Origin of the sequence: Kribbella sp. NBC_00482 (assembly GCF_036013725.1) — a bacterium.
Classification (GTDB): Bacteria; Actinomycetota; Actinomycetes; order Propionibacteriales; family Kribbellaceae; genus Kribbella.
Genome location: NZ_CP107881.1, coordinates 7,948,991 through 7,975,002 on the forward strand (window position 1 = coordinate 7,948,991; position 26,012 = coordinate 7,975,002).

General features: G+C 68.1%; 21 protein-coding genes. 12 read left to right on the forward strand and 9 right to left on the reverse strand.

Features of this window, described 5'->3' with window-relative positions; genetic code table 11:
- The first annotated feature begins 3 nt into the window (after positions 1–3).
- Positions 4–3,282: an AfsR/SARP family transcriptional regulator gene (locus tag OHB24_RS38330; protein ID WP_327635842.1), complete on the forward strand. Its 3,279-nt coding sequence runs from the start codon at positions 4–6 to the stop codon at positions 3,280–3,282.
- Positions 3,283–3,342: 60 nt separating this feature from the next.
- On the opposite strand, the gene OHB24_RS38335 is transcribed toward OHB24_RS38330, so the two are convergent.
- The 3 genes from OHB24_RS38335 to OHB24_RS38345 form a co-directional block, all read right to left on the reverse strand.
- On the reverse strand, positions 3,343–3,834 hold the full coding sequence (locus OHB24_RS38335; RefSeq protein ID WP_327635843.1) for a hypothetical protein: 492 nt from the start codon (positions 3,832–3,834) through the stop codon (positions 3,343–3,345).
- A gap of 88 nt (positions 3,835–3,922) precedes the next feature.
- Entirely contained in the window at positions 3,923–5,305 is a 1,383-nt protein-coding gene (locus OHB24_RS38340; protein WP_327635844.1) for a ricin-type beta-trefoil lectin domain protein, read from the reverse strand.
- A 31-nt stretch (positions 5,306–5,336) separates the two neighbouring features.
- Positions 5,337–6,440 carry a DNA glycosylase AlkZ-like family protein gene (locus OHB24_RS38345; protein WP_327635845.1) on the reverse strand — a complete coding sequence of 368 codons (1,104 nt, stop codon included), beginning with the start codon at positions 6,438–6,440 and terminating at the stop codon, positions 5,337–5,339.
- A 100-nt stretch (positions 6,441–6,540) separates the two neighbouring features.
- Between OHB24_RS38345 and OHB24_RS38350 the strand changes: the two genes are divergently transcribed.
- The gene (locus tag OHB24_RS38350) at positions 6,541–7,386 is read left to right on the forward strand and encodes a hypothetical protein (protein ID WP_327635846.1); all 846 of its coding nucleotides are present in this window, start codon (positions 6,541–6,543) and stop codon (positions 7,384–7,386) included.
- A gap of 117 nt (positions 7,387–7,503) precedes the next feature.
- Positions 7,504–7,758 (forward strand): GlsB/YeaQ/YmgE family stress response membrane protein, encoded by a 255-nt coding sequence (locus OHB24_RS38355; RefSeq protein WP_327635847.1) that lies wholly within the window; start codon positions 7,504–7,506, stop codon positions 7,756–7,758.
- A 34-nt stretch (positions 7,759–7,792) separates the two neighbouring features.
- Here the strand turns inward: OHB24_RS38355 and OHB24_RS38360 are convergent, their stop codons facing one another.
- From OHB24_RS38360 to OHB24_RS38380, 5 genes are read right to left on the reverse strand one after another with little or no spacing between them, the layout of a single operon-like run.
- Positions 7,793–10,162 carry a glycoside hydrolase family 65 protein gene (locus OHB24_RS38360; protein WP_327635848.1) on the reverse strand — a complete coding sequence of 790 codons (2,370 nt, stop codon included), beginning with the start codon at positions 10,160–10,162 and terminating at the stop codon, positions 7,793–7,795.
- A complete protein-coding gene (locus tag OHB24_RS38365) occupies positions 10,159–10,902 on the reverse strand; it encodes a beta-phosphoglucomutase family hydrolase (RefSeq protein WP_327635849.1) in 744 nt (247 codons plus the stop codon). Before OHB24_RS38365 ends, OHB24_RS38360 begins: the two co-directional genes overlap by 4 nt.
- Before the next feature lie 20 nt (positions 10,903–10,922).
- Entirely contained in the window at positions 10,923–11,873 is a 951-nt protein-coding gene (locus OHB24_RS38370; protein WP_327635850.1) for a sigma-70 family RNA polymerase sigma factor, read from the reverse strand.
- Entirely contained in the window at positions 11,870–12,373 is a 504-nt protein-coding gene (locus OHB24_RS38375) for a glyoxalase superfamily protein (RefSeq protein WP_327635851.1), read from the reverse strand. The genes OHB24_RS38370 and OHB24_RS38375 overlap by 4 nt, the downstream gene beginning before the upstream one ends.
- A gap of 14 nt (positions 12,374–12,387) precedes the next feature.
- Positions 12,388–13,383 (reverse strand): acetylxylan esterase, encoded by a 996-nt coding sequence (locus tag OHB24_RS38380; protein ID WP_327635852.1) that lies wholly within the window; start codon positions 13,381–13,383, stop codon positions 12,388–12,390.
- 146 nt (positions 13,384–13,529) lie between these two features.
- On the opposite strand from OHB24_RS38380, the gene OHB24_RS38385 reads away from it, so the two are divergent.
- Genes OHB24_RS38385 through OHB24_RS38425 form a run of 9 tightly spaced genes read left to right on the forward strand, consistent with a single transcriptional unit; the run spans position 13,530 to position 24,988 of the window.
- The gene (locus OHB24_RS38385) at positions 13,530–14,117 is read left to right on the forward strand and encodes a PadR family transcriptional regulator (RefSeq protein ID WP_131339606.1); all 588 of its coding nucleotides are present in this window, start codon (positions 13,530–13,532) and stop codon (positions 14,115–14,117) included.
- Between the two features lie 39 nt (positions 14,118–14,156).
- Positions 14,157–15,749, forward strand: a complete 1,593-nt coding sequence (locus tag OHB24_RS38390; RefSeq protein WP_327635854.1) for a sulfatase family protein — start codon at positions 14,157–14,159, stop codon at positions 15,747–15,749.
- 10 nt (positions 15,750–15,759) lie between these two features.
- A complete protein-coding gene (locus OHB24_RS38395; RefSeq protein ID WP_327635856.1) occupies positions 15,760–17,274 on the forward strand; it encodes an ABC transporter substrate-binding protein in 1,515 nt (504 codons plus the stop codon).
- Positions 17,275–17,278: 4 nt separating this feature from the next.
- Entirely contained in the window at positions 17,279–18,220 is a 942-nt protein-coding gene (locus OHB24_RS38400) for an ABC transporter permease (RefSeq protein WP_327635858.1), read from the forward strand.
- The gene (locus OHB24_RS38405; protein ID WP_327635859.1) at positions 18,217–19,911 is read left to right on the forward strand and encodes a dipeptide/oligopeptide/nickel ABC transporter permease/ATP-binding protein; all 1,695 of its coding nucleotides are present in this window, start codon (positions 18,217–18,219) and stop codon (positions 19,909–19,911) included. Before OHB24_RS38400 ends, OHB24_RS38405 begins: the two co-directional genes overlap by 4 nt.
- A complete protein-coding gene (locus OHB24_RS38410; protein WP_327635860.1) occupies positions 19,904–20,734 on the forward strand; it encodes an ATP-binding cassette domain-containing protein in 831 nt (276 codons plus the stop codon). Before OHB24_RS38405 ends, OHB24_RS38410 begins: the two co-directional genes overlap by 8 nt.
- Positions 20,731–22,491 carry a sulfatase gene (locus OHB24_RS38415; protein ID WP_327635861.1) on the forward strand — a complete coding sequence of 587 codons (1,761 nt, stop codon included), beginning with the start codon at positions 20,731–20,733 and terminating at the stop codon, positions 22,489–22,491. The genes OHB24_RS38410 and OHB24_RS38415 overlap by 4 nt, the downstream gene beginning before the upstream one ends.
- The gene (locus OHB24_RS38420) at positions 22,491–24,002 is read left to right on the forward strand and encodes a sulfatase family protein (RefSeq protein ID WP_327635862.1); all 1,512 of its coding nucleotides are present in this window, start codon (positions 22,491–22,493) and stop codon (positions 24,000–24,002) included. The genes OHB24_RS38415 and OHB24_RS38420 overlap by 1 nt, the downstream gene beginning before the upstream one ends.
- Positions 23,999–24,988 (forward strand): aminoglycoside phosphotransferase family protein, encoded by a 990-nt coding sequence (locus tag OHB24_RS38425; protein ID WP_327635864.1) that lies wholly within the window; start codon positions 23,999–24,001, stop codon positions 24,986–24,988. The genes OHB24_RS38420 and OHB24_RS38425 overlap by 4 nt, the downstream gene beginning before the upstream one ends.
- Here the strand turns inward: OHB24_RS38425 and OHB24_RS38430 are convergent.
- On the reverse strand, positions 24,972–26,009 hold the full coding sequence (locus OHB24_RS38430) for an enolase C-terminal domain-like protein (RefSeq protein WP_327635865.1): 1,038 nt from the start codon (positions 26,007–26,009) through the stop codon (positions 24,972–24,974). The two genes, OHB24_RS38425 and OHB24_RS38430, sit on opposite strands and share 17 nt — an antisense overlap.
- Between the last annotated feature and the right edge of the window lie 3 nt (positions 26,010–26,012).

The window sequence follows — 26,012 nt, forward strand, 5'->3', positions numbered from 1 at the left end:
GGCATGCACTTCGAGGTGCTGGGGCCGGTACGCGTGATGCGGGACGGCGAGGTCGTCGGGCCGGTTTCGGAGCTCCGCCGCCGATTGCTCGCGGTGCTCCTGGTCCGGGCGGGGCGTGCGGTGCCGACAGATGTGCTGAGCGAGGCGCTCTGGGGCGCCGATATCCCGCGCCGGCCGGCGAACAGCATTCAGGTGCACGTCCACCGGCTGCGCCAGGTGCTGGACAGACCGGACCGGCTGGCCAGCGTGCCGAACGGCTATCTGCTCAAGGTCGGCGAGGACGAACTCGACGCACTGATCTTCGACCGGATGCACGCCGAGGGTCGTGCTGCCGTCGCGGCCGGCGATCTCGAGGAGGCTGGTCATCGGTTCCGCGCGGCGCTGGCGCTCTGGCGGGACACGCCGTACGCCGATGTCGACGAGACCGAGGTGGTCGGGCCGGAGGCGCAGCGGCTGGCCGAGGTCCGGCTGATCGCTCACGAAGAACTCTTCGATGCCGAGCTGGCTCGCGGACGCGCTCGCGAGATCGTCCCGGAGCTGGCCGAACTCGTCGCGGAGTACCCGTTGCGGGAGCGGATCGTCGGTCAGCACATGCTCGCGTTGTACAGGTCCGGCCGTCGAACCAGGGCCGAGGTCGCGTATCGGGCGGCGCGGCAACGACTCGCGAACGAGCTGGGCACCGAGCCCGGCCGCGAACTCCGTCGGCTCGGCGAAGCGATCCGCACCGAGGACCCGGCCCTCGATCACCAGCCGGCGGCACGAGCCAGGCTCTCGGTCACCGGGTCCGCGCCGGCTGCCACCGTCGTACGGCCGGGGCAGTTGCCGCCAGTGCCTGGGACGTTCGTCGGGCGGGATCCGGAACTCGAGCAGCTCGAGCGGCTGGCCGCTACCGATGGTGACGGCAACCTGATCGTGCTGACCGGCATGGCCGGGATCGGGAAGACCGGCCTGGCCTTGCGCTACGCCCACCAGGTCGCGGACCGCTACGGCGACGGCCAGCTCTACATCGATCTCGGTGGCCACGCCTCCGGCCCGGCCCTCGACCCGATGGTCGCGCTGGCCCAGCTGCTCCGCGGTCTCGGCGCGGATCCAGCGCGAGGCTGGGAATCCGTGGCAGACGCAACCGCTGAGTACCGCTCCGTGCTGAGCGGTCGCAAACTGCTCGTGCTGCTCGACAACGCGGCGAGCGCGGACCAGGTTCGTCCGTTGCAAGCAGCAACGGACGGCTGTCTGACCCTGGTCACCAGCCGGAACAACCTCTCCGGCTTGATCGCCCGCGAGGGCGCGCAACGTGTCCACGTGGGTGAACTCCCGACCGACGCCGCGCACGCTCTCCTGCTTCGCCTGGCCGGCCCGGACCGTTTCGACCGCGATCCAGAATCCGCGGCCGCCCTGATCGAAGCCTGCGCCGGACTCCCGCTGGCCCTACGGATCGCGGCCGCACAGCTCGCCGACGAGCCGCATCGCCCGCTGTCCGACTACCTCGCCGAACTGATCGAACACGGCCCGGTCGCCCTCGCACTCGACGACGACGAACACTCCGCCGTCACCGCCGCGTTCGACCTGTCGTACGCGCGCCTCGCTCCGGCCACCCGCCAACTGTGCCGGCGCCTCGGTCTCGTACCCGGCCTCGACTTCACCGTCGACGTGGTCGCGGCCCTGAGCGGTACGACGCCATCCGCGGCCCGCAAGTCCATCCGCGAACTGACCAGCGCCCATCTCCTCGATCAACACGCCCCCGGCCGCTACCGCTTCCACGACCTGCTCCGCGACGACGCCCGCCGCCGTACCGAGACCGAAGACACCCCTCAGGCCCGCGCCGACGCCGTGGAACGCCTCTTCGCCTGGTACTACCGCGGGAAGCTCGCCGTTGTGAACCGGCGTGCCTCGATCCGCCACCATCCGCCGCCGCCCGACCTGCCGCCGGGAACGGCCGAGGTCACGTTCGCCGACCTCTCGGAGGCCATGACGTGGGCACGCGCCGAGTTCGTCAACCTCGCTGCCGCGGTCGAGGCCGCCGCAGGCCACCGGCAGCACGCCCACTGGACCTGGCAGCTCGCGATCGGCCTGATGCTCCCGATGGCCGAAGGGGGATACCAGACCTCTGCTCAGGCGATGGCGGCCACCGGTATCGCCGCGGCCCGGGCGGCCGGCGACCGGCACGCGCTGGCAAACATGCTGGCCGAGAGCGCGGCGACGCAGCATCGGGTCGAGCTGCCGCTGGACCCCGACATCCTCACGGAGGCGCTGCAACTGGCCGAGCAAACCGGTGACCATCCGCTGCTCGGGTACTGCCTCAACGTTGCCGCGGTCGTGTCGATGGCCTCCGGCGAACTGGACGTCGCCGAGCGCAATCTCGTCCGCTCGCTCCAGATCCACCGCGAGGATCGCGACAGCGGAGGCCAGACTCGCGCCCTGCTCAATCTCGGTGTGATCGCCTACCAGCGGGGCGAACTCGACAAGTACGCACAGAGTTCCGAAGAGGTGCTCCAGCTCCCCGACGCGAACCGCGACCGCGTCACCGCGCTGGCGGTGCCCGAGCTGGTTCGGGCACGCGTGATGCTGGGCCGCCTGGACGGCATCGACGACCTGATCGCGCAGGCCGAGGACGCGCTCACGCGGTTCGACAGCCGGATCAAAACACACCTGCTGCGCCTCTATCGGGCCATCTGGTACCGCGACGCCGGACGCCACGCGGAATCGTTCGAGCAAGCGACGGCGGCGGAGAGATCGGCGGGACAGCTGGACCATCCGCAGGCTTACAGCGACGCCAACTACCAACTGGGCCGGTGTCACCTCGTGCGCGGCGAGCTCGACGCCGCCCGCACCAGGTTCGAGTCAGCCACCCAGTGGGCCGTCGCGCGCCCTCAAGCCCGGGATACCGCCACCTGGCACACTCCGGCACTGCGGGGGTTGGCCGAGACAGAACTCGCGGCGGGCAATCTCACCGAGGCACAATCCCACGCGGTCGACGCTGTCGCGGTGGCCCGGACCGCAGACCGGGACCCGGTTCAACTGGCCGGCGCGGTCGTCACGCTCGGCCGGGTCGAGCTCGCGATCGGCCGGTCGCCGGCTGCGATCGGCCATGGCGAGGAAGCCCTCGCGATCCATCAGCGGACCGGTCACTTTCTTGGGCAGGCCCGGGCGCATCGGCTGCTGGGCGAGGCTCACCAAGTGGTCGAGGCGGGCTCGGGTGACGAGCGGCTGCGGCAAGCGCTGCGGATGTTCGAGGCCTACGGGTCACCCGAGGCGCAGGAGGTACGGCGCTTGCTGAGCCGGTGAGGCACAAGAGCGCTCGTGCACACACATCCCGCGCAGGCACACGAGCTCTCTTGGTCTGGATCAGGCTTTGTAATAGTGGGTTTGTGAGCAGATTTCGACCTCGTTGATGCAGACCTTGATCGCGACGGTCAAGCCCTCCGCGATGTCACCACTCCCGTCGGGCGTGCCCAGATCGAACACCTTGCCCGACTCGCTCGAGCCAACGTAGAAAGTGTCCGTGTCGAGCGAGGTGCCGTTCTTCTGGACCGACACGAAAACCTTGGCGGCGTGACCGTCCCTCAGGTTGTCGTAGACCTTCAGCATCTCGCCGTTGTCGTAGAAGATCGCGGCATAGTCCTCGATGCAGGCGTCGTCGCAGTGTTTCAGACCGACCTCGCCACCGTTGCCGTCCGGATCCTTGGCCTCCTCGGCACTCGACAGGTCTTGGCTGTACGACTTCCAGGTCATGGCCTGTGCCGGGGCCAGGTTGGAGAACAGGACGATGAGTCCGACGACGGCCGCCACCGGGATCAGGCGGATCGGGCGCAGTCGGCGCCACCCTTTCGTGTTCAAGAGATTCTTCCTTCCTCGTCTACATGTGCAGGCTCAGGAAGGTAGTCCGCAGCGCTTTCCGTCTGCTTACTGTGTGCTTGCACCCCGCTTAGGAGCGGGTCCATTTCTGGTCGGGGGAACCGTTGCAGGTGGCAACGACGGCGGCCGAGCCGTTGTCAGTCCCGTTTGCTGTCAGGCAGCCGGCCGTCGAGGTGACGGTCTGGTCGGCGTTGAGCTGCCAGACCTGGTCGGCGGCGCCGGTGCAAGTCTCGATCGTCACGGCCGAGGCCCCCGCGGTCATGCACTTGTCCGCGTAGACCGTCAACTGGTTCGCCGCGGTGACGTTCCACGACTGGTTCCCGCCGTTGTTGCAGTCCCACAGATCGAGCGCCGTACCTGGGCTGGTCGAGAAGCCCGGTACGTCGACGCACCGGTTGCTGGCGACACCGCGCAGGGGCTCACCCGGCGGGGCGGGCGGCTCGCTGTTCGTCGGCTCGTCCCGAAGGAGGCCCCAGCCCCACCACAGCTGGTCGCGTCCGCTGACGCTGTTGACCTCGAGATCGCGCGGCCCGACCTGCGTCGTCATCGAGTACGAGTCACCGGTGCGCAGACCCGGCCAGTAGACGATGCCCATCCGCTGCTCGCGGGCGACCTGGGTGAGCGCTGCCAGGTACGACGTGTAGACGTTTCCCTCGTGGTTGCCGTAGTTCAGGCCGATCGTCATCGGTGAGCCGGCCTCGTCGATGATCGTCCGCCAGCCGTACGAACCGATCCGCGGCCGCAGGTTCGCGAGCCAGGCGGCCTCGGTCGTGTCGGAGGCCCAGAAGCCGTAGAAGTGCAGCGACAGCAGCGTCCCCTTCAGCTCCGGCGCGGCACCGACCCCGGTCACGTTGTCGTTGTAGCCGGTCCCGGAGATCACGATCCGTCCGCGCGGAACGTCGCTGTGCCGCGCGATCCACGACGACGTCAGCGACACCCACTCGGACAGCGAGTACCCGAACGGTTCGTTCATCGGCTCGAAGTACACGTGCGGGTTCCGCTGGTACGCCTTCACCACCGTGTCCCACATCGCCGCGTACGCCGCCGGGTCGTCGACCCGCCCGTCCTTGGCGTTGTCGGCCTCCCAGTAGCTGAGGATCACCTTGAACCCACTGGCCGTCGACGCGTCGATCGCCGCGCGGTAGGAGCGCCACCAGTCGGTGCCCACACTCGACGGGTTGATCGGGAGCCGGATCGTGTTCGCCTTCAGCTCCTTGCGGAACTCCCCCACGATCCCGAGCGCCTTGCGGTACGTCGTCGCGTAGTCGTCCGCCGTACTCAGTCCGGACGGGACGACCTCGTCGTCGGCGTAGTTGTCGCGCGGGTCGGCCCAGTTGACGCCACGGAAGTCGTTCGTCCGCGGCGGACTCGCGGCGGCGGCGCCGGGCACCGAGGCGGAGAGCGCGAAGAAGCACAACAGGACGGCGAGGACACTGCGGGCGGTTGATCTCACCCCGCGATGTTTACGTAAACAGATCCATCGGTCAAGAGCTCGGCACGAGTTCGAGTCGCAGCCATTTCGCGAGATCGCGGATCTCGCGGTGCACCGCGGCGGTGAGGGTCTTGGAGAACGGTTCGTCCTCGTGGATCGCGTTGACGCGGAAGATGCCGGCCTTGCGGTCCGACATCGCGTCGAGCTTCCCGACCAGACGGTCGTTGTGCAGGATCGGCAGCGCGAAGTAGCCCCACTTGCGCTTGGCGACCGGTTTGTACATCTCCAGCTGGTAGTCGAAGTCGAAGATCTCCAGGAGCCGCTTCCGGTCGTACACCAAGCGGTCGAGCGGCGACACGATCGCCGTACGTCCGGTGAACGGCCGGTCGAGCAGCTCCGGATCGATCCGCCATTCGCCGCGGACGCCGTCCACGACGGCCCGCTCCCCCGACTCACCGGCGTCGAGCGGCTCGCCCGGGCAGGCCGGTCCCTTCGCCCGCAGCAGACCCATGGAGCGCAGCCGCTGCTCGTCCCGCATCCGGGCCGCCTTCGCGATCGGTACGGCGGGATCGTCCGGGTAGACCCGGGACGCCAGATCCCACAGGCGGTCCCGGCCGTCGCGGCCCGCGATCGCTACTTCGCCGCGCTGGATCATGAACTCGAGCAACTGCGACACGTTCCGGTTGTTGGTCCAGCCGCTCGACCTCCACGGCTGCACGCAGGTGTCCGGCAGCTCGCGCATCACCAGCGGACCGTCCTGCCGTAGCCGCTCGAGGATGTCGACGCGGCAGCCCTCGTTCGCCCGCACCCAGTCCCGCCGGTACTCCTGCCAGTCGAGCGGCTCCCCGTCGCTCGGCCACGCCTCCATCTCGGCCCGGAACAGCGCCAGCGTCTCCGGCAAACGAACGAACCCGCGCAGGTCCAGCAGCTCCAGCGAAGCCAGCGCGTCGGCCAGCTCGGTCGGGTCGTACGACGAACCGAGCCGGCTCCAGGTCACCAGATCGGCATTCGGCGCGACGTACGCCGTCTGGTCGAGCTGCAGCACGTTCAGACCGCGGACAACCTCGAACAAGTCCGCCGGTCGCTCGCTCGTCAGCAGCTGCGCACGTACGGCCAGCCGCCTGGCATCACGCTTCGACAGTTGATGAACGGTCACGATCTGAGGCTAGGGCATGGCGCGGACAGTATCCTGGGGGAGATTCTGGGTGTAGCCGAGCAGGTGGGGACTTGGTGCTCGGGGTTTCAGGGGGTTCATCGTGGCGGTTCGTGGTCGGGCGCTCATGCCGTGTGCTGTAGGTCTGCTGTCGTTGGCTGTCGTTGCCGGTTGTTCGGTGGCCGAAGGGTCGAGTCCGCCGGCCACGGTCGAGCCGACCCCGTCGATCGTCCTACCGCGCTCAACGGCGCTCAGAGCCGCGACCGATTGCGTCGGCTCGACCGTGCCGTTGCCGGCCGAGGCCGAGGCCGACGGCGTCCAGCTGACCCTCAGCACCGATCCGAGCGGTACGTCGTTGCTCCTGAAGAACACCGGCAGCCTGTCGGTCGTCATCATCCCGGACGCGAACTTCACCAGCCGCCTGGTGGCCGCGCCGTACGCCAACCCGCAGGACGAGGCGTCGCGGGCCGCGCTGATCGCCGTCAACAACAGCGGCGCGAAGGTGCCGGGCATCCCGCCGTACATGCCACCGACCCAGGTGATCACGATCCCTCCGCAGTGGGCGCTCTGCGCGCTCACCGACAACGTCAAGGAGACAGCGTCCGTTCGCTACCGCCAGGACCGGCCGTCCAGCGCGGAGTACTTCCTGACGAAGGCGCTCGCCGACCAGCTGGTCGCCCGGAGCAGCGCGGACAAGGTCCGCCCGGCGCTCGTCCGCTGCGCGAAGAGCACCCTGAGCGTGCTCGAGCTCCACCCGGAGATGTCGGACATCGAGTTGTACGTCGAGATCCTGAGCCCCCGCAACGCCTGCCGGACCGGCTACAAGGCCCTGCTGCGCGGCGACGCGAGTGCGACCGAGCAATTCGAGGCCACGGTCATCGGACGGCTCGGCGGCGTTCCACGGCTGCGCGCCAACAGCCGGATGTTCGCCGTCACCGCGCGGTCCTGACCGGCCGAGAGCACCCAGGGTCGGCCCCGGGTCCGGTCAGGGAGAACTCCACTGCCGTGGGCCCGGTCGCGACGGCAGACTGGAGTCATACCGTTCGACCCTCGGAGGAAATCAGCCATGATCGGCTTCATCATCGCCGGACTCGTCATCGGAGCGCTGGCCCGGCTCTTCACGCCCGGCAGGCAGAAGCTCGGCCTGCTCGCCACGCTGCTGCTCGGACTGGCCGGCTCGGTGATCGGCGGAACCATCGCGAGCTTCCTCGGCACCGGCGGGATCTTCGAGCTGAACGTGCTCGGGTTCATCGTCGCGGTGATCTCGTCGGTGATGCTCGTCGGCACCGCCGAGTCGCTGGCCGCCCGCAAGAAGAACTGACCCGCACTCCTGACTTCAGACGAAGCGCCGGCCCTCAGCCGTCCTCGTTGATCGCCATCGCCGACCGCGGCTCGCGGCCCGGCGGCTGTGGCGGCCGAGGCAGCAACGGCCGGCGCTTCTCCAGTGTCCGGACCACCGGCTGCTTCGCGGTCACCGTGAGCTCCTCGCCGGCGTGCTGGATGGTCATCGACGCGTCCGGCCCGTCGTGCACCGAGTACTTCACCGCGACCGGATCGATCTCGACCTTCAGCCGGACGCCGCGCCAGCGGATCGTGAAACTCAGCCCTGCCAGGCCCATCGGCAGCGCCGGATCGAACGACAGGCCGCCGTCGCGCTCGCGCAATCCGCCGAAACCGGCCACCAGCGCGCTCCAGGCGCCACCGAGCGACGCCATGTGCAGGCCGTCGCCGGTGTTGTGGTGCAGGTTGCGCATGTCGATCAGCGCGGCCTCGTACGCGTAGTCGTAGGCCAGGTCCAGGTGCCCGACCTCGGCCGCCATCACGGCCTGCACGCACGCCGACAACGACGAGTCCCGCACCGTCAGCCGCTCGTAGTAGTCGAAGTTCCGCGCCTTCTCCTCGGCGGTGAAGGCGTCACCGCACCAGTACGTCGCCAGCATCAGGTCGGCCTGTTTCACCACCTGGGTGCGGTACAGCTGGAAGTACGGCGCGTGTAGCAGCAACGGATACTTGTCCTTGTAGGCCTCGAAGTCCCACACGGCGTACCCGGTGAAGCCTTCGGACTGCGGGTGTACGCCGAGGTCCGCGTCGTACGGCACGTACACAGCGGCGGCCGCGTCCCGCCAGCCGGCCTCTTCCTCGCTGTCGACGCCGAACTCCCGCGCCTTGGCCGGGAATTTCGCCGCGACCTCGGCCGCGGACCGCAGGTTGCGCGCCGCCATCAGGTTGGTGAAAACGTTGTCGTCGGCAACAGCGCTGTACTCGTCCGGGCCGGTCACACCGGGCAGATGCCAACGACCCTCGCGGTCGTGGTGGCCCAGCGAGATCCACAACCGAGCGGTCTCGACCAGCAACTCCAGTCCGACCTCGTCGAGGAAGTCCTCGTCGCCGGTGGCCCGGTAGTACCGCATGACGGCTTCGGCGATGTCGGCGTTGATGTGGAACGCCGCCGTACCCGCGGGCCAGTAGCCGGAGCACTCCTGGCCACGGATCGTCCGCCACGGGAACGACGCGCCCTTGAACCCCAACTCCTGTGCCCGTTGCCTGGCCATGCGCAGCGTCGAATGTCGCCAGCGCAACGCGTCGGCCGCCGCATCCGGCATCGTGTAGGTCAGCACCGGCAGCACGAAACCCTCGGTGTCCCAGAACGTGTGCCCGTCGTACCCGGCACCGGTCAGCCCTTTCGACGGGATCGCCCGCCGCTCGGCGCGTGCGCCGGCCTGCAGGACGTGGAAGAGCGCGAACCGCACCGCCTGCTGCAACTCCGGGTGCCCCTGCACCTCCACGTCGGCGCCGTCCCAGAAGTCGTCCAGGAACTCGACCTGCTGCTTGGTCAACCCGTCCCAGCCGGAGAACCGGGCGCTCGCGAGCGCGGCCGCGACCTGGTCCCGAACCGCGGTCTCCGACCGCAGGCTGGACCAGCCGTACGTCAGGTACTTCACCACGCGCAGGCTCTCGCCCGGCTGCAGCTGGCAGATCACCGTGGTCCGCGCCCAGTCCTCGCGGACGTCCTGGTCGATCTGGTAGCGGGCCGTGGTCTCCACCTCGTGCGACATCGCCGCGGCCATCAACTGCTGGCTGCGCGTCGTCCGGTGGATGAGGACGGTCCCGTGCTCGCCGCCGTCATGGCTGACCGGCTTCAACGGGTTGTCCAGTACGGCGGCCACGCGCGGATCGTCGGACAGCTTCGGCTGCGCCTCGTTCGCGACGAGCTCGGACTGGATCACGAAGCGGGCGGGCTGGTCGACGGGCTCCACGACGTACTCGATCGCGGCCACCGCGCGTTGGGTGAGCGACACCAGGCGGCGGCTGCGGACCTTGATCCGCTTGCCGCCGGGTGACGTCCAGTCCACGTCGCGTTCGAGGATGCCGGTCCGGAAGTCCAACGAGCGCTCGTGTTTGGACAGGTAGCCGTAGCGGACGTCGAACGGCGAGTCGTCGACGAGCAGCCGGATCAGCTTGCCGTTGGTGACGTCGACCAGGGTCTGCCCGGACTCCGGGTAGCCGTAGCCGGCCTCGGCGTACGGCAGTGGACGCTGCTCGTAGAACGAGTTCAGGTACGTGCCGGGAATCGCGTACGGCTCGCCCTCGTCGAGGTTGCCGCGCAGGCCGATGTGGCCGTTCGACAGCGCGAACAGCGACTCCGCCTGGGCCAGCTTGTCCATGGCGAGCCGTGTCTCCCGCAGCCGCCACGGCTCGATCGGGTGATGGCCTCGGTCGATCATCGGTTCTCCAGCAACTCGGCGAGGTCGCGGACCACGACGTCCGCGCCGTGCGACTTCAGTTCTGCCGCCTGGCCGACACGGTCCACTCCGATCACGTGCCCGAAATTGCCCGAGCGGCCGGCGGACACTCCGGCGAGTGCGTCCTCGTAGACCGCCGCCGCGGACGGCTCGAGACCGAAGCCCTTGGCCGCGGCGAGGAACGTGTCCGGCGCCGGCTTTCCTTTCAGGCCGTCGGTCCGGATCGTCACGCCGTCGACGATCTGCTCGATGTACTGCGCGAGGCCGGTGACGTCCAGCACCTCGCGGGTGTTCGCGCTCGAGGACACCACTGCTCGGCGGAGGCCGGCCTTCTCGGCGGCCTGCAGGTACCGGCGGGAGCCCTCGAACACGTGCACGCCCTCGGTCCGGATCCGTCGCTGCACGGCCTCGTTCTTCCGGTTGCCGAGGCCGTTCACGGTCTGCGCGGACGGTGGATCGTCGGCCGTCCCGTCCGGCAGCGTGATGCCGCGCGCGGTGAGGAAGTCGCGGACGCCGTTGGCCCGCGGCTTGCCGTCGACGTACGCGTCGTACTCCGCCCGCGCGTCGAACGCCTGGAAGGCGATCCCGTGCTGCGTCGCGTAGTCGCGGAGGAATTGGTCGAACATCTCTTTCCACGCGGCAGCATGAACGGCAGCGGTATCGGTGAGCACACCGTCCAGGTCGAACAAGCAGGCCTGGATTCCCGGAGGTAGTCCCAGCATGCTCCCCACAGTAGCGGGGGCTAGGGGGTCAACCTGTCAGGGAGGTCGAAGGCGGGGAAACGGGAGTAGCCGAAAGTCATGATCTCGGCGATCTTTCCGTCGTGCACTCGGAGCACGTCCAGCTTGAACGCCCGCCACACCGTGTCGCCCGGACGCAGCAGGTACGACGCTGCCGCAGGCAACCGGTTCGCCGATGTCGGAACCAGCCGCCACTCGCCGTCGCGGTTCGGGCCGAGTCCTCGTTCGAACAGCGGAAGGCACGCGGTGAGGCCGTCGAACGACAACCGGTCGGGTGGCATCGAGATCCGCAGGTCCTCAGCCGCGATCGCGATCGCCGCAGCGGCGTCACACCGCTGGTGCGCGTCGATGAACCGCGCCAGCACCTCACGTTCCTCAGCTGTCGGCTGCGGTGCACTCCAGTCGGTCCGACGTACCGGCAGGCGCTGCTGCATCGTCACGCGGGCGCGCTGCAGTGCACTGTTGGCTGCGGCCACGCTCGTGTCCAACAGCCCGGCAGTCTCCGCAGCCGACCAGCCGAGTACGTCGCGGGCGATCAGAGCGGCCCGCTGCCGAGCAGGCAACGCCTGGAGCGCGATCAGGAACGTCAGCTCGATCGTCTCCCGGTCCACGGCGACCACGTCGGGCTGATCGTGGGACGGAGCGATCTCGTCGAGCAAACGGTCCGGGTACGGCTGCAACCACACCAGGTCCTTCGCGGTCGGCCGCCGTACGACGTCCAGGCAGATGTTGGTCGCGATCTTGTAGAGCCAGGCCCTGAAGTACGTGCGCCCGTCGTACGTGTCGAGGGCCCGCCACGCACGCAAGAACGTGTCCTGCACCGCGTCCTCGGCCTCGTCGTACGACCCGAGCATCCGGTAGCAGTGCACGTGAAGCTCCCGCCGGTACTGCCCGGCCAAGGCGGCGAACGCGGTCTCGTCACCCGCGAACGCCGCCTCCTCGAGAGTTGTCACGACGCGTGCCCGACCTCCTGGACCGTCCAGCCGTTGCCGTCCGGGTCCTCGAAGGACAGGAAGGTGCTGTAGTCGGACCGGTCCGGGTGCAGGCCGTCCTGTTTGCCCTGGGCACCGAAGTGGAACGGTTCGCCGACCCCCACGCCGCGCTCGACCAGCTCGGCGCGCGCCGCGTCGATGTCGGTCACCACCAGGTGCGTGCCCTGGTAGGTGCCCGGTGTCGCCGAGGTCAGCCCGGTGCCGATCGTGATCGAGCACGCCGACCCGGGCGGGGTCAGCTGCACGACCCGGAACGAGTCGCCCACCCGATGGTCGACGTCCTCGGCGAACCCGAGCTGGTCGGTGTAGAACTTCTTCGCCCGATCCACGTCCGACACCGGCACGATCACGAGCTCGAGTTTCCAGTCCATCTGTGCCATCTTGCGGCCTCCCGCGGTCACGGTCGGTCCAGTCTGACCGACATCCATGACCGTGTAACGCCGTACGAACCGAAAACTCATCGGTCGATCGATGACTACTTTCCGGCAGCCTCGAAAATCTTCGCGAACCAGTCGAGTTGCGCGAGCTGCTGGTACGTCTGCCCGCCCTCGTGCTGGTTGTAGTGGTAGACCTCGATGTCCTTCTGCTCGCTCCCGTAATGGTTGAACGCGGCGAAGACCGTCGACGGCGGGCAGGTGGCGTCCATGAGCGCGACCGAGAACAGCGCCGGCGCCGTCGCCAGCCGGCCGAGGTTGACGCCGTCGAAGTAGCTGAGGGTGTTCAGCGCCGCGTCGACATCGTGCCGGAAACCCTTCAGGTACCGCGTGATCTCGCCGTACGGGTCCCTGTCGGTGATCTGCAGCGCCCGCTGGAAGTGACACAGGAACGGTACGTCGGGAGCGCAGCCGAGCAGCTCGATCCCCGCGATCGGCGCGAGACCGGCCGCGGCGATCGAGATGCCGCCGCCCTGGCTGCCGCCGCTGACGATCAGCTTGTCCGGATCCACGAACGGCGACGTCCGCGCCGCCTCGATGGCCCGCACCGCGTCGATGTACACGCGGCGGTAGTAGTACGTCTCGGGGTCGGTGATCCCCGCGGTCATGAACCCGGGCGTGTGGTTCAGACCGGCGTGCGGCGTGTCGTCCGGGGTGCCGTCGGGGCCGCCGGAGCTGTAGCCCTGACCGCGGGTGTCCATCACGAAGTGGGCGTAACCGGCCTGCGCCCACAGCGTGGTCGCGTGCGGGAAGCCGCGGCCGCCGGAGTACCCGTGGTACTGCACGACGGTCGGCAGTGGGCCGTCCGTGCCGGCCGGAACATGCAGCCAGCCCTTCACGGGCGAGCCGCCGAAGCCGGCGTACGTGACGTCGTAGGTGTCGATCACCGCGAGCTTGTTGTCGATCGGGGTGAACGTGGCGGACAGGTCGTCGGTGCGCGCCTTCTCGATGGACCGGCGCCAGAACTCGACCAGGTCGGCGGGAGCGGCCACCTCGGGCCGGTACTCGCGGAGCTTGTCGAGGGAAAGGTCGAACATGGCCATAAGTGACAAACCTACGCCCACGCAGCACCCGGCGGAAAGCGATGTCCACATCCGGTCGGGGCAACGAACCCTTGACGGGGTATTCCACTTGTGGTGTCCTCTCGGGTATTCCACTTGTGTCATACCAGTTGGAGGCGATCATGAAGCTCGAGCACATTCTTCTGGGCGTGCTGCTGATGCGCCCCAGCACCGGGTACGACCTCAAGCGCTACATGGACGCCCGCGGGACGTTCCTGCGCCCCAACACCCAGATGAGCCAGGTCTACCGCTGCCTGTCGTCGATGGAGGAGCGCGGCTGGGTCTGGCACACCGTCGAGCCGCGGCCGGGTGCCCAGGACGCCAAGACCTACCGGGTCACCGACGAAGGGATCACGGTGTTCATGGACTGGCTCACGGCGCCGTACTCCCCGACCACGATCTACACCCGGGATCCCGGGTTCTACGGGCGCCTCGCGTTCTGCGGGTTCCTCCAGCCCGACCAGGTGATCGAGCTGCTCGATCGGGAGATCCTCGCCCGGCAGCTGCAGATCAAGCGCTTCCGCGACCGCGACCGCTCCGTTCCCGAGGAGCCGGAGCTGCCGTACGACGCGGAGCTCCAGGCCTTGGTCGAGGAGCGGACGCACGAGCTCGGTTCGCTGTACATGGACCAGCACGTCGCCTGGTGCATCGAGCTCCGCGAAGAGCTGCAGAGCCGCAGCTCCCAGCGGCGCATCCGCGCGGTCGACTGACCGCAGGACCACGGTAGTTGTCCCTTCAGGAGCACAGCTATGTCTACTTCGGTGCCGACACAGCCGAACGTCTTGTGGATCAGCACGCACGACATCAACCCGCATCTCGGGTGCTACACCGGGATCTGGCCGGGTGCCGAGCAGGCGTCCACGCCGCGCCTCGACGCGCTCGCCGCCGACGGGCTGCTGTTCGAGCAGGCCTTCGCCGCCGCCCCAGTGTGCGGGCCGTCCAGGAGCGCGATCATCACCGGCTGCTTCCCGCCGGCGATCGGCACCATGCACATGCGAACGCGGGCCACTCCCCCGCCGGAGGTCCGGCTGCTGCCCGAGTACTTCCGGGCCGCGGGCTACTGGACCGGCAACACCGCGTTCACCGACTTTCAGGTCGAAGTCCCCGAGCCCGTGTACGACGAACTCGGCGACCACGCGCACTGGCGGCTGCGGGACGATCCGGAGCAGCCGTTCTTCATGGCGTTCCACAGCCTGATCACGCACGAGTCGCAGATCTACTTGAGCGACGAGGAGTTCGCCGCACGGACGCCCGACGCGCAGCGAGTGCAGAAGGCAGAGATTCCGCCGTACCACCCGGACACCGAGGTGTACCGGACGTCGTGGCGCCGCTATCTCGAGCTGATCAGTCAGATGGACCACTGGGTCGGCACCATCGTCGACCAGCTCGAGGAGGACGGGCTCGCCGACAACACGATCGTCGTGTTCTGGAGCGACCACGGGCTCGGGATGCCGCGCGGCAAGCGATGGGCGACCGAGCTCGGGTTCCGCGAGCCGTTGATCGTCCGCTGGCCGGAGCGGATCGCGCCTGGATCGACGTACGCCGAACCGGTGGCGCTGATGGATCTGGCGCCGACGATGCTCGCGATGTGCGGCCTCGACGTGCCGGGGCACATGCACGGCGAGGTAATCCTCGGGTCCGACGGCGCGGTCCAGGGCCGCAGCGAGTACGTCGTGAGCGCCCGGGACCGGATGGGCGAGGCCGAGGACACCTCCCGCTCGATCCGTGACCGCCGGTTCCGCTACACCCGTCATCTGCACCCGGACCGGTCGCCGATGGGCCACACCGAGTACCCGGACAACCTCTGGACCTGGAAGGAACTCCGCCGGCTGTTCGCCCAGGAAGCCCAGCAACAGCTGGCGTTCGGCGAACAACCCTCGATCCTCACCGACCTGCAACGCTCGATCGTTGCCGCATGCAAACGTGCGCCCGAGGAGCTGTACGACCTCCGCAACGACCCGCACGAGGAACACAACCTCGCCGGGCTGCCCGGGTACGCCGACGTACAGCAGCGGCTCGCCTCCGCGCTCGACACGTGGCTGGCCGAGGTCGGCGATCTCGGCACCAGACCGGAGCGCGACCTGCTCGCGCGGTGGCGACCCGACGGACGACGTCCACGCGCCGCGGAGCCCGAAGTCGACAACCGAGACGGCCTGGTGGCGCTCCTGGGGACGACGGACGGCTCCACGATCGGCTGGACAACCGACCCTCCCACGGCGGACAGCCGTCGGTGGCAGCTCTACACCGCCCCCTTCACCCCATCCGCACCGATCTGGGTCAAGACCTGGCGGCTCGGCCACGAGCCCAGCGCAGACGTCCCGATCGCAGCACCCGCACGTTAAGGAGCCGATCATGCTCATCCGCCGCTGCAGCGCGTTACTCGCCGCTGCCGCCCTCGTCGTCGGCGCCGGCGCCTGTTCCGGCACCGGTGCGAGTTCGTCCGCCGCCAGGACGCTGACGATCGCGAACGTCCTCGACAACAACTCCTTCGACCCCACCCAGCTGAACATCGGCAACCAGATGCAGTACTGGTCACCGGTCTTCGACACCCTGCTGACCCGCGACAAGAACAACAAGCTGAAGCCGTGGCTCGCGACGTCCTGGGCGTACGACGCCAAGCGCACCACGCTCAACCTCAAGCTGAAGACCGGCGTGAAGTTCACCGACGGTACGCCGTTCGACGCGACCGTGGTGAAGGACAACCTGACGAACCTGGGCGCCGGGACCGGGCAGAACGCGTACATGAGCCGGTCGATCGCGACGTACCAGATCGTCAGCCCGACCGAGCTCAACCTGAAGCTGAAGGCGCCGGACCCGGGGCTGATCGACTACCTGGCCAGCGTCGGCGGCGTGATGGCGAGCCCCAAGTCGCTGAAAGCCAAGGATGTCGCGACCGTGCCGGTCGGCAGCGGCCCGTACGTGCTGGACAAGACCGGGACCGTTGCCGGTAGCACCTACACGTACAAGCGGAACCCGGACTACTGGAACACCGCTGCCTTCCCGTACGACAAGATCGTCATCAAGCCGATGACCGATGTGACCGCACGGCTGAACGCACTCAAGTCCGGCCAGCTGAACGCGACGCTGACCGACACCAACTCGCTCGCCGACGCCAAGCGGACCGGGCTGACGGTCAATACGACGCCGGTCAACTGGAACGGCCTGCTGCTGATGGACCGCGAAGGCAAGCTGGTGCCGGCGCTCAAGGACCTGCGGGTGCGGAAGGCGATCAACTTCGCGTTCGACCGGGAGGCGATCCTCAAGAACGTCTCGCACAGCGAAGGCGCGCTGACCACTCAGATCTTCAACGCCGCCGGTGACGGCTACGACAAGTCGCTCGACGGCATCTACAACTACGACCCGGCGAAGGCCAAGCAGCTCCTCGCCGAGGCCGGCTATGGATCAGGCTTCTCGATCACGATGCCGGAGTCGCCCGGATTCGCGCAGTACAACGCGATCATCGAGCAGCAACTGGCCGCGGTCGGCATCAAGGTCAAATGGGTCAAGGTTCCGGCCAACGCGGTCATTCCGGAGATCCTGTCCGGCAAGTACCCGGTCGTGTTCATGACGCTCGGCAGCCAGTCCGCGTGGCAGGACATCCAGAAGGCCGTCACCCGCAAGTCGCCGTGGAACCCGCTGAAGGCCGGCGACCCGCAGCTGGACAAGCTGCTCGCCGCTGCCCAGAACGCATCGGAGGCGCAGCTGCCGGCCGCGATGAAGGCTGTCAGCAAGTGGCTCGTCGACAATGCCTGGTTCGATCCGTGGTACCGCGAGAACAGCGTCTACCTGAGCGATGCGAAGACCGCGGTCGACATGCAGGCCTACAACGTGGCGCCCGCGATCAGCTCGTTCTCCCCGAAGGAGTGATGGCATGTTCGGATTCATCGGACGCCGCCTGGTCGCCTGCCTGGTACTGGTCGCGGTGATCGCCGGAATCACCTTCCTGCTCGCCTTCTCCGGCACGAGCAATGTCGCTCGCAACCTGCTCGGTGAGAGCGCCACCCCGGACCAACTGGCTGCGAAGAACGCGGAGCTCGGTCTGGACAAGCCCCTGCTCGCTCAGCTCGGCACGTGGGCCGGACACGCGGTCCGCGGCGACCTAGGCATCTCCTGGTTCACCAACGAGCCAGTGGCGCAGGCGATCGCCAACCGGCTACCCGTCACCTTGTCCATGGTCGTCCTGGCCGTTTCCCTGACCGCACTGATCAGTGTCGGGCTCGGTGTGGCGGCGGCCGTGCGTGGTGGCTGGCTGGATCGGGTCATCCAGGTGCTGAGCGTCGCAGGCTTCGCACTGCCGAACTTCTGGGTCGCACTGGTCCTGGTGGTGTTCTTCTCGGTCACCCTCGGAGTCCTCCCGGCGACCGGCTACGTACGGCTCTCGGAGTCACCCGGCAGTTGGGCAGCGGCCCTCGTACTGCCGGTGGCGTCCCTGGTGATCGGGAGTACGGCGTCCGCCGCACAGCAGGTCCGTGGTGCGGTCATCGACGTACTGCGTCAGGACTTCGTCCGCACGTTGCGGGCCCGGGGTATCAGTCCGCGGTCCGTACTGTTCCGGCACGCACTGCGGAACGCGGCGATCCCCGCGCTGACCGTGCTGTCGCTGCAGTTCATCGCGCTGCTCGGCGGTGCCGTGGTGATCGAGAAGGTGTTCGCGATCCCCGGTCTCGGCACGCTCACCGTCAACGCGGCGCTCCAGGGCGACGTACCGGTGCTGATGGGGGTCGTGGTCACGCTGGTCGTCCTGGTCGTCATCGTCAACCTGGTCATCGACGTCGTCAGCGGCTGGGTCAACCCGAAGGTGCGTGTCCAGTGACAGCTCGCAAAGTGTTCCGCAACCCGCTGGCGGTCGCGGCGTTGGTGATTCTGCTGATCATCGTGCTCGCGAGCGTCTTCGCGCCGCTGGTCGCACCGCACAGCCCGACCGCGCTCCGGCTAGACAAGATCAACGCAGGTCCGGGTAGCGGCTACCTGCTCGGCGGCGACGGCGCCGGCCGGGACATCTTCAGCCGGCTGCTGTACGCCGGCCGCAACACCCTGACCGGCGCGGTGATCGCTCTCTCAGTGGCACTGGTGCTCGGCGTGGTCTCCGGTCTGCTCAGCGGGTACTACGGCGGTCTGCTCGACGGCGTCCTCGGCTGGGGCGCGAACCTGCTGATGGCGCTGCCGACGATGATCGTGCTGCTCGCGCTGTTCCAGGCGCTCGGCTCGTCGATCTACCTGGCCATGGTCGCGTTCGGCGTGATGCTGTCACCCGGTTTCCACCGCCTGGTGCGAAGCCAGGTGATGGCGGTCAAACACGAGTTGTACGTCGACGCGGCCAGGGTCTCCGGGCTGAGCGACCCCCGGATCATCGGCCGCCATGTGCTGCTGGTGGTCCGCGCGCCGATCGTCATCCAAGCCGCTGTCGTGGCCGGTATCGCGATCGTCGTCCAGTCCGGGCTGGAGTTCCTCGGCCTCGGCGATCCGGGGACGCCGACGTGGGGCGGCATGCTGCAGGACGCGTTCACGAACATCTACACGTCACGGGTCGCGATCTGGTGGCCCGGTATGACGATCGCGCTCACCGTCGCCTCGCTGGTCCTGCTGGGCAACGCGATCCGCGACGTCATCCAGCGCACCGAGCGGCCCCGCAAGCCACCGAAACCGCCGGAGCTCGTCCCCGCCACCCCGAACGCCGATGAGCTGCCGCTGCTGCGCATCACCAACCTGACCGTCGGGTACCCGAGCAGCGACGGCTACCGCGAGGTCGTGCACGGCGTCGATCTCGACGTACGGCACGGAGAGGTGATGGGTCTGGTGGGCGAGTCCGGTTCGGGCAAGACCCAGACGGCGTTCTCGGTTCTCGGTCTGTTGTCCCCCGGCGGCACCTTGCTGGGTCAGAGCAGCATCGCCTTCGACGGCACCGAGCTGGCCCGGCTGCCCGAGTCCGAGCGGCGCGCGCTGCGCGGCCGGCGGATCGGCTATATCCCGCAGGAGCCGATGTCGAACCTCGACCCCTGCTTCCGGGTCGGCGAACAACTCGTCGAACCATTGCGCGCGGTCAGCGGGCTGTCCAAGCAGGCAGCCGTCACGGAGGCACTGCACCTGCTGGAGCGCGTCGGCATCCCGGACCCCCGTCGTACGTTCGCCGCCTATCCGCACGAGATCTCCGGCGGTATGGCGCAGCGCGTGCTGATCGCGGGCGCGGTGTCGGGGAAGCCTGATCTGCTGATCGCGGACGAGCCGACGACGGCGCTGGACGTGACGGTGCAGGCCGACGTACTCGAACTGCTGCGCGGGCTGCAGACCGAGTTCGGGATGGCGATGTTGCTGGTCACGCACAACTTCGGGGTGGTCGCGGACATCTGCGACCGGGTGGCCGTGATGCAGGACGGACGGATCGTCGAGGTCAACGACGTCCGGCCGCTGTTCGCGAGTCCGCAGCATCCGTACACGCAGACGTTGCTCGGCTCGACGCTCGAGGACAGCACGCCGCGCACCCGCCTGGAGGTGAACCATGCTTGAAGCACGCAACGTCGTGGTGGAGTACGCCGGCCGCGGCTGGCGGTCGAAGGGCTTCAAGGCCCTGCACGACGTGTCCTTCGACATCAAGCCGCACGAGACCCTCGGTCTGGTCGGTGAGTCCGGCTCCGGGAAGACCACGATCGGGCGGGCGATCCTCGGCCTCGTCCCGGTCGGCTCCGGGTCGATCCGGTTCGACGGGCGGGAGCTGGTCGGGATGCCGCGCCGGAAGCGCCGGCGGCTGAGTGACGACATCCAGGTGGTCTTCCAGGACCCGTACAGCTCGCTCAATCCGTCGATGACCGTCGAGGACATCCTGGTCGAGCCGCTGGTCGCCCGCCGTACGGTCGATCGTCGTCAGGCCAGTGAACGGGTCCGCACACTGCTCGACCAGGTCGGTCTGCCGCACGACGCCGTACACCGGCTGCCGCGGGAGTTCTCCGGCGGTCAGCGGCAGCGGATCGCGATTGCCCGGGCGCTCGCGCTGCGACCGAAGCTGATCGTCTGCGACGAGCCGGTGTCGGCGCTGGACCTGTCCACGCAGGCGCGCGTGCTCGACCTGTTCATCTCGATCCAGGAGGAGACCGGCGTGGCCTATCTCTTCATCTCGCACGACCTCGCGGTCGTCCGGCACATCAGCCACCGCGTCGCGGTTCTGTACCGCGGCGACATCGTCGAGTACGGCGACGCGCTCGACGTCACCGAGCGGCCCGAGCACCCGTACACGAAACGTCTGCTGATGGCAGCACCCATTCCCGACCCGGACCGCCAGGCAGCGCGCCGCCAGGAACGCCGCGACCTGCTGGCGAGTGAGGCGATTGCATGAAACGCGCTGTGATGGTCATGTACGACTCGCTGAATCGGCGGATGCTGCCGCCGTACGGCGCCGAAAATGTGCATGCACCGAACTTCAGCCGGTTGGCCGAGCAGACCGCGCTGTTCGAGAACTGCTACGCCGGGAGCATGCCGTGCATGCCGGCGCGGCGTGAGCTGCACACCGGCCGGTACAACTTCCTGCATCGCTCGTGGGGTCCGCTGGAGCCGTTCGACGACTCGATGCCGGAGTTGTTGCAGCAGAGCGGCGTACACACGCATCTGGCGACCGATCACCAGCACTACTGGGAGGACGGCGGGGCGACGTACCACAACCGCTACTCGACGTACGAGTTCTTCCGGGGTCAGGAAGGTGACCGGTGGAAGGGGCACGTCCGTGATCCCGAGGTGCCGGGGACGCTGAACGCGACGACGTTCCTGAGCCGGCAGGACTGGGTGAACCGGCAGTACCTGCAGGACGAGGCGCGGCATCCGCAGACGCTGACCTTCGACGCGGGGATCGAGTTCATCGAGACGAACGTTGCCGAGGACAAGTGGTTCGTGCAGATCGAGACGTTCGACCCGCACGAGCCGTTCTTCAGTTACGACGAGTACCGGCGGCTGCTCGGGATCGACACCGAGGAGCCGGTGTTCGACTGGCCGTCGTACCGGCGGGTGGTCGAGTCGCCGGACGAGGTGGAGCGGGCGCGCGGTGAGTACCTGTCGCTGCTGGCGATGTGCGACCGCTCGCTCGGCCGGATGCTCGATCTCTTCGACCGGCATGGGTTGTGGGAGGACACGATGCTGATCGTGTGCACCGACCACGGGTTCCTGCTCGGTGAGCGCGGGTGGTGGGGCAAGAGCGTGCAGCCGTGGTTCGACGAGACCATCCATACGCCGTTGTTCGTCTGGGATCCGCGGGAGCGTGCGGCAGGGGTACGACGGGACGACCTGGTGCAGACGATCGACATCGCGCCGACGTTGCTCGACTACTTCGCTGTCGAGGCTCCAGCCGATATGCAGGGCCTGCCGCTGACAGGTGATCAGACACGTGCGGGCGCGTTGTTCGGCTCCCACGGTGGCCACGTCAACGTCACGGACGGCCGCTACGTCTACATGCGTGCCTGTGCGGACCCGTCCAACGGTCCGCTCTACAACTACACGCTGATGCCCACGCACATGCGAGCTCGCTTCCGGCCCGAGGAGCTCCAGGACGCGACGCTGACCAACGGCTTCACCTTCACCAAGGGCGTCCCACTGCTGAAAGTCGCGGGCCCACCGGTCGGGAACCCCTGGTGGCACGGTTCGCTGCTCTTCGACCTCCAGAACGACCCGCAACAACAGCACCCGTTGCGAGACGACGAGCTGGAGCTGCAGCTGTGCGGTCTGATGGTCGACCTGATGCGCGCCAACGACGCACCCGCCGAGCAGTACGAACGCCTCGGTCTGCCGGCCGCAGGGCCTGTGCTGACCGAGCATCTGCTGATCGAACGCCAGTGGGACCAGGCGCAACGGGCCCTCCAGCCGTCGGTACGCCGGAGCGAGGTCGGAGAGGACTCTCCACTGCGAACATTGACGTTGACCGACGTACTGGAGCGCTACCCGGACGTGCTGCCAAGTCATCTGACCGCAGGGCTCAACGGGATGCGTCGACTCATTCCCACCGCTCCCCTGCTCGAGGTGTTCGCCGCGCATCCCGGTGTGACCGCTGAGATGATGCTGGAGCTCGACACCGCGTTGTCCGAACACACCACCCGAAAGGTGAGTTGATGCGCCCGAACAGGCCGAACATCGTCTTCGTCATGTCCGACGACCATGCCGCGCACGCGATCTCGGCGTACGGGAGCAAGGTCAACAGCACGCCGCACCTGGACCGGCTGGCCCAGGACGGGGTGCGGATGGACGCGACGTACTGCACGAACTCGATCTGTTCGCCGTCGCGGGCGTCGATCCTGACCGGGACGTACAGCCACGTGAACGGCGTCGCGTCGATCTTCACCGAGATCGACTACCGCGTGCCGACGTTCGCCGAGGTGCTGAAGGACGCCGGCTACCAGACCGCGCTGTTCGGCAAGTGGCACCTGGGCGAGCGACCCGAGTCCGCGCCGCGACACTTCGACGCGTGGCGGGTGTTCCCCGGGCAGGGTGAGTACGTCGACCCGCTGATGCTCGGACCGGACGGCGCCGAGACCGTGCCCGGGTACGCGACGGACATCGTCACCGATCAGAGCATCGACTGGATCCGGCAGCGGGACCCGGAGCAGCCGTTCCTGCTGCTGGTGCACCACAAGGCACCGCACCGGCCGTGGGTGCCGGACGAGAAGCACAAGCACCTCTATCCGGTCGGTTCGATCCCGGAGCCGAGCACGCTGTTCGACGACCACAGCACGCGGAGCCAGGCGGTCCGTGGCGTCCGCATGTCCGTGGCGGACGACCTAGGTGCGGACGAGCTCGGTGAGGAGCTGCCGGACGAGCTACGTGGCCCGGAGAACCGGGAGGCGCGGATGCGGTGGAAGTACCAGCTCTACCTGCGTGATTACCTGCAGTGCGTCCAGAGCATCGACGACAACGTCGGGCGGCTGCTCGACGTACTGGACGAGGAGGGGGTCAGCGACAACACGGTTGTCGTCTACACATCCGACCAGGGGTTCTTCCTCGGCGACCACGGGTGGTTCGACAAGCGGCTGATGTTCGACGAGTCGCTGCAGATGCCGATGATGATCCGCTGGCCGTCGGTGATCCCGGCCGGTAGTACCTGCGACGCGATGATCACCAACGTCGACTTCGCGGCGACGTTCCTCGACATGGCCGACGCGCCGGCGCTGCCCACGTCACAGGGTCGGAGCTTCCTGCCGGTACTGCGTGGTGAGGAGGTCCCGGACTGGCCGGACGCCGTGTACTACCGGTACTGGGAGCACGACGACCCGATCCACCATGCTCCGGCGCACTACGGCGTACGGACGAAGGAGTTCAAGCTCATCCACTACTACGGCGCCGGCCTCGGTGTACCGGGGTCGTCGGAGCGACTGTTCGACTCCGAGTGGGAGCTGTACGACCTACGCAAGGACCCGGAGGAGCTCGTCAACGTGGCCGACGACCCGGCGTACGCCGAGACCCGCACTGCGCTGACCGCTCAACTGACCGAGCTACAGGCGCACTACGCAGACCTCCCGTACAACGGCCCGTCGACACCAGCCCCCACATGGTCGTGGGCAGACGAGAAGTCACTGCGGCAAGTAGCGGAGTACACCAACCGTCTGAAGGAGCGGACCGACAGGTGAACCTCACCTCTACTGACGTGAGCGCCGCGCTCGGTACGCCGGTGCACGGTGTCGAGGTTGTCGAGACCTTCACAGCGTCAGCTGCCGATGTCGCCCGCGTACTGATACGCCGCGCAGACGGTAGCAGCTTCACCGTCATCGCCAAGCTCGCGAGTGGAGCCGGACGCGCTGCGGCTCGTCGGGAGGTGCAGTTCTTCGAACAGCTCGCGCTGAAGTGGGATCATCCGGCCCCGCAGCTCGTCGGAGCGAGTGACACGGGTGACCGCGTACTGCTGCTGACCGAGGACCTGGGCGCGGCCGGCTATCGCGTGGTCGGAACCGATGTGACGGACCGACAGCTCCATGGGGCCATCGACGTCCTGGCCGGCTTCCATCAGCGTTTCTGGAACGACCTGACCGCCGCTCCGGATCTCGAGCCGTCAGTGACGAGCTCTGCGCAAGCCTGGCCGCCCGAGGTCATCACTCGCCACGCCGCTGCGGTACGGAGCGAGGCGGACAGCTTCTTTGCCGAGGCAACCGAGCTGACGCGGACGGAGCGTGCGGTCCTGGACAAGGTGATCACCGGATGGGAGCGCCAGTTCCAGGCACGCGTCGCCGGCGGCCAAGCCCTCACGCTGATCCACGGCGACTTCCACTTTCTCGGGAACATCTTCTTCACCGGCGACGATCCGCGGCCGAAGGTGATCGACTGGTCCGAGCTGAAGCCCGGCCTCGGACCACACGACCTCGCGTACTCCCTCAGCGCACTCCCTGCCAGGCAACGCGACGCCGACAACCTGCTGCGCCACTACTGGAAAGCCCTCGGCGTGCCGGACTACAGCTGGGAGCTCTGCACCTGGGACTTCCGATTCTCGGCGGTCAGCAACCTCTTCCAATCGGTCTTCCAGCACAGCATCCGCTGGTACCGCGCTTCACTCGCCACCCTCGACGCCCTGGACAGCCGCTCTGCTCTGACCGCGCCGCCACCGGTCAGCGCGGCAGGTTGAGGCCGAAGCCTGGGGTTTCGGGCAGTACGACGTGGCCGTCTTCGAGGGTGTAGTAGCCGGGGCCGGGGACGCCTTCGATGATGGGGGTGTTGCCGAGGCCTGCTGCCAGGTGGGCGGCGTACAGGGTCTTGAGGGGTTGGCCCCAGGCGTGGGGTGAGGCTTCGGCCTTGAGGAGGGGCATGGTGCGGCGCCAGGCGGTGAGGCCGTGGCCGGTGACGTCCATCAGCGCGACGTCGACGAGGCCTTCGCGAGCCAGCGCCAGGACATGGTCCTCGTTCGGGTCGTACTCGCCGTCGGCGACTTTCGGGCGGGAGGGCATCGTCTGCAGGTGTTCGTGCAGGGCCTCGAGGTCCGGGCGGCGTTCGGCGAACGGTTCCTCGATCCAGTACAGGTCGCAGTCCGCGACACCGTCCAGGTACTCGAAGAGGCCGTTGACGGTGAAGCCGTCGTTGCCGTCGACAAGGATCCCGGCGTCCGGGTACAGCTCCCGGGTCAGCCGGGTCACCTCGATGTCGCGCTGCAGTCCGGCGCGGGTGTCCATCCACCGGTGGCCGCGGCCGATCTTCAGTTTGAAGTCGCGGAACCCGAACGCGTGGTCCTGCGCGAGATTCGCCCGGATCGCGTCCAGCCCGCCGTCGAGGTCGTCGAAGTAGATGCCGCCGGTGTAGCAGCGCACCCGCGGCGACCCGGCGCCGCCGAGCATCGCGTACACCGGGACGTCGAGGATCCGCGCCGCCAGATCGTGCAGCGGGTAGTCGAGGAACTCCGCCGCCGGATCGATCACGCCATGCTCCGGATCGATCAGCTCGGCCACCGAGCGCCCGATCAGCTGCCCGGGATCCGCGTCGTACAGCGGAAGCCCCCAGCCGGTCGCGCCGCGGTCGGTCTCCACGACGTACGCCGTGGAGCTGCCGCCGTTCCCGTGGCTCCCGAGGAACGCGTTGCGGCCGATGGTCCGCAGGTACTCGTAGCTGATCTCGGTGGTCGTGACGGAGCTGATGACGTGCCTGGCGAGGGTCATCGG